This window comes from Amycolatopsis sp. NPDC058278 (genome assembly GCF_042881395.1).
GTDB lineage: Bacteria > Actinomycetota > Actinomycetes > Mycobacteriales > Pseudonocardiaceae > Amycolatopsis.
On record NZ_JBHVXZ010000261.1, the window covers coordinates 1 to 3219 of the forward strand.

A 3219-nucleotide genomic window follows, 5' to 3' on the forward strand; every position below is an offset into this window, starting at 1 on the left:
GGGGGGGGGGCTATTATTCTGGGGGTGAGGTGGGTCGCCCCCCCCCCCCGAAGCCCGGTGAGAAGGGCGGGAAGGTGACGGTTACTTGATCGCGGAGCCGGCTTGCCAGTCGGCCCAGGACTTGGACCAGTCGCCGTACAGGTCCCAGACCGGGAGCTGCGGGCCCCCGGAATTGGTGACCTCCACGACGTCGCCCAGGCCCATGTTCTGGAAGAACCACTGGGCGTTCGCGTCGTTCAGGTTGATGCACCCGTGCGACACGTTGGAACTGCCCTGCTGGCCCACGCTGTTCGGGTTCTCGTGGACGAACTCGCCGTCATTCGAGATCCGCTCCGACCACTTCTCGTTCGAGCGGTACGCCTTCGGGTCCGGTGGGCAGACGCCGTACGTGCAGGAATCCATCGTGTAGTTCGCCTGCTTGTCCGAAATCACGTGCGCGCCCAGGTGGGTCGGGGTGGCGTCCTTGCCCATCGAAATCGGCATCGACTTCACCATCTGACCGTTGTGGAAGATCTGCATCTGCTCGCTGTTCCCGTCCGCCTTCGCGATCCAGGAATCGTGCACCTTGTACGTCTCCGTACGATCCTCCGCGCCGAACACCCCGCCGCCGAAATCGACGCCGTAGATCTTCGCCGTCACCTTCAGCGTCGTGCCCGCCTTCCAGTACTCCTTCGGCCGGTAGTGGACGTTCGAGTCGTCGATCCAGTACCAGCTGCCGTCCTGCTTCGGGGTCGACTCCACCGTCAACGCCTTCTCGACCGCCGCCTTGTCCTTGACGGCGACCTTGCCGAAGCTGAACACGATCGGCTGGCCGACGCCGACGCCCGTGCTCGCCACCGCGGACGGCGCCGGGATCAGGTTGGCGTTCGCCTGCTTCTTCGGCGACAGCGTCGTGATCTGGTTGTCCTGCTCGACCGGCTTCCCGTTGGCACCCTGGGCGTGCGCGACGATCTTGTACGTCGTGCCGTAGCCGAGGGGCTCGCTGGACGTCCAGCTCGACCCGTCGGCCGCCAGCTTGCCGGCGACCGTCTTCCCCTTGGCCGTGTTCGTTACCGCCACGTCGAGGAGCTTCCCGTTGGCCGCCTTGACGACGATCGGCGTCGCCGGGTTCACCGCCGCGCCGCCCGCGGGCTCGAACGTCACCGCGACCGGGGTCTCGGACGGCGAGGCGGACCCCGACGACGGCGCCCCACCGGCGGGCGAACCACCGTCGTCACCGGACGAACAGGCGGAAAGCAGCAGTGCTCCGGCAAGGATTCCGGCCACCGAAAGTAAAATCTTCTTGGGGAGCATATTGTCTCTTTTTGGGAATCGGGATCGGCGGGCATTCGTCATCAAAACTACGCGATAGCGATGACGTTCTTACCAGCGGATCGGTGCATCGGCGTGACGTGGATCACGTGATGACGAGTCCGGGTGCGCCGTACAGCCCCGGCCCGCTCACCGACAGCGCGCCGAGGTATTCGCGCGCCGCCGTGTACGCCTCTTCCGCCAGTGTTTCCGTGTGCCCGAAATCCAGCGGGTTCACACGTACCGGGGCGGGCCCCGGGAGGTAGATCACCGGCACCTGCGCGGCCGCCACCGGCGCCTCCAGCACGGCCTGGTTCCGCATGCTGATCATCGCGGTGAACATCATCACCTCGGCGAACGTCCGCGGCGCGCCCGGCAGCTTCCCGGGGAACGCGCAGTCGAGCACCACCAGCGACTTCGCCCCCATGGCGAGGGCCTGTCGCATCGGCACGTTCGCGACGAGCCCGCCGTCGTACAGCAGCTGCCCGTCGTGGGCCACCGGCGGGAAGATACCGGGGATCGCGCAACTCGCCAGGAGCGGCTCGAGCAAGCGCCCGGAGCGGATCAGCAGCGGCTCGGCCGTGTCGACCTGTGTCGTGACGACGCCCAGCGGCAGCGCCAAGTCCTCGAAGCGCGTCGAAGCGCCGAGGTGGTCGGCGATGATCCCGGCCAGGCCGGTGTTGGGGAACAGGTGCGTCTTGCTCTGCGTCAGCGTCCGGACGCGGCTGAGCACGCCGCCGGGGAACGCCTCGGCCCGGGTCATGTGCACCCAGATGTCGTGCAGCCGCGCGAGCGCGTCTTCGCCGGAGCGGGCCAGCACGGCGGCGTTGAGCGAACCGACCGACGTGCCGGTCACGACGTCCGCCGTGAGGCCGGCTTCGGTCAGGGCGCGCAGCATGCCGACCTGCATGGCGCCGAGGCTGCCGCCCCCGCCGAGGACGAAGCCGACCGGCCGGGGGAGATCCGCGAGACTCATACCGCCGAATGTAGTACTCAGGGCACGCGTTCGGGCTCCGGCTCGGGCGTGGCCAGTGCCTTGCGCTTCTTCAGCCGCACCAGGAAGAACACCGCGGCCGCGGCGAGCACGCCGACCACGATCAGGCCGCCTGTGTTCAGGGCGCCTTCGATGCGCTTCGCGGCTTCGCCCAGCGCCGCGCCGATGCTGATGTGGACCAGTGACCAGCAGAACGCGCCCGCCGCGGCGGCCGGCAGGAACTTGCGGAACGCCAGCCCGGACGTCCCGGCCGCGGCGGGTGTCAACGTGCGGATCACCGGCAGGAACCGGGCGAAGAACACCGCCCAGGCACCCCGGCGTTCCAGGACGGCGGTGGCCTTGTCCCAGGCCTCGAGGCCGTACTTGCGGATGAGCTTCGTCTCGCGCAGGCGCGGCCCGAAGCGGCGGCCGATGCCGTAGCCGAGCGCGTCGCCGGCCGTCGCGCAGACGGTGACGACCAGCCACAGGACCAGGAACCGCGGGACGGTGTTCGCCGTCGTCGCGGCGACGAGCAGCCCGGATTCGCCGGGGGCCAGGAAGCCCAGCCCGATCGTGCACTCGGCGAACACCAGGCCGCCGGTCACGGCGACGAGCCCCGGTTCCGGCAGTCCTTGCAACCAGCTGAGGAGGTCCGAAACCAAGGCCATGCCCGCCACTTTACCGATCCTTTAAGGATGGTGGGGTGACGCGCGTCACCTGGCCAGAAGGGACGCGGCTTCCTGTGCCGCGGGACCTTCGGCCGTCAGGTGTCGCAGGTTCTCCGGCAGGACCTCGCCGCGGTGGGCCTTGGTCTGCGCGTAGAGGCGTCCCGCGCGGTACGACGAGCGCACCAGCGGCCCCGCCATCACACCCGCGAAGCCCATCGCTTCCGCGGCGCGAGAGTGCTCGACGAATTCCTCCGGCTTCACCCACCGGTCCACCGGGTGGTGCCGCGG

The 3219-nt window shown here is 69.0% G+C and carries 3 protein-coding genes and 1 pseudogene; all 4 read right to left on the bottom strand.

All coding sequences use genetic code 11. The features are described 5' to 3' along the window. Positions 1-81: 81 nt before the first annotated feature. A complete protein-coding gene (locus ACFVYA_RS49760; RefSeq protein WP_285989420.1) occupies positions 82-1293 on the bottom strand; it encodes an Ig-like domain-containing protein in 1212 nt (403 codons plus the stop codon). Between the two features lie 103 nt (positions 1294-1396). After that, positions 1397-2266 carry a patatin-like phospholipase family protein gene (locus ACFVYA_RS49765; RefSeq protein WP_285989421.1) on the bottom strand — a complete coding sequence of 290 codons (870 nt, stop codon included), beginning with the start codon at positions 2264-2266 and terminating at the stop codon, positions 1397-1399. Positions 2267-2283: 17 nt separating this feature from the next. Then, on the bottom strand, positions 2284-2931 hold the full coding sequence (locus tag ACFVYA_RS49770; protein WP_387055657.1) for a DedA family protein: 648 nt from the start codon (positions 2929-2931) through the stop codon (positions 2284-2286). Positions 2932-2976: 45 nt separating this feature from the next. Further along, positions 2977-3219, bottom strand: a pseudogene (locus ACFVYA_RS49775) (lipoyl synthase); the annotation flags it as partial.

Coding starts and splice junctions, on each gene's coding strand:
- ACFVYA_RS49765 (WP_285989421.1), bottom strand. CDS start 2,266: ATGAGTCTCGCGGATCTCCCCCGGCCGGTCGGCTTCGTCCTCGGCGGG.
- ACFVYA_RS49770 (WP_387055657.1), bottom strand. CDS start 2,931: ATGGCCTTGGTTTCGGACCTCCTCAGCTGGTTGCAAGGACTGCCGGAA.
- ACFVYA_RS49760 (WP_285989420.1), bottom strand. CDS start 1,293: ATGCTCCCCAAGAAGATTTTACTTTCGGTGGCCGGAATCCTTGCCGGA.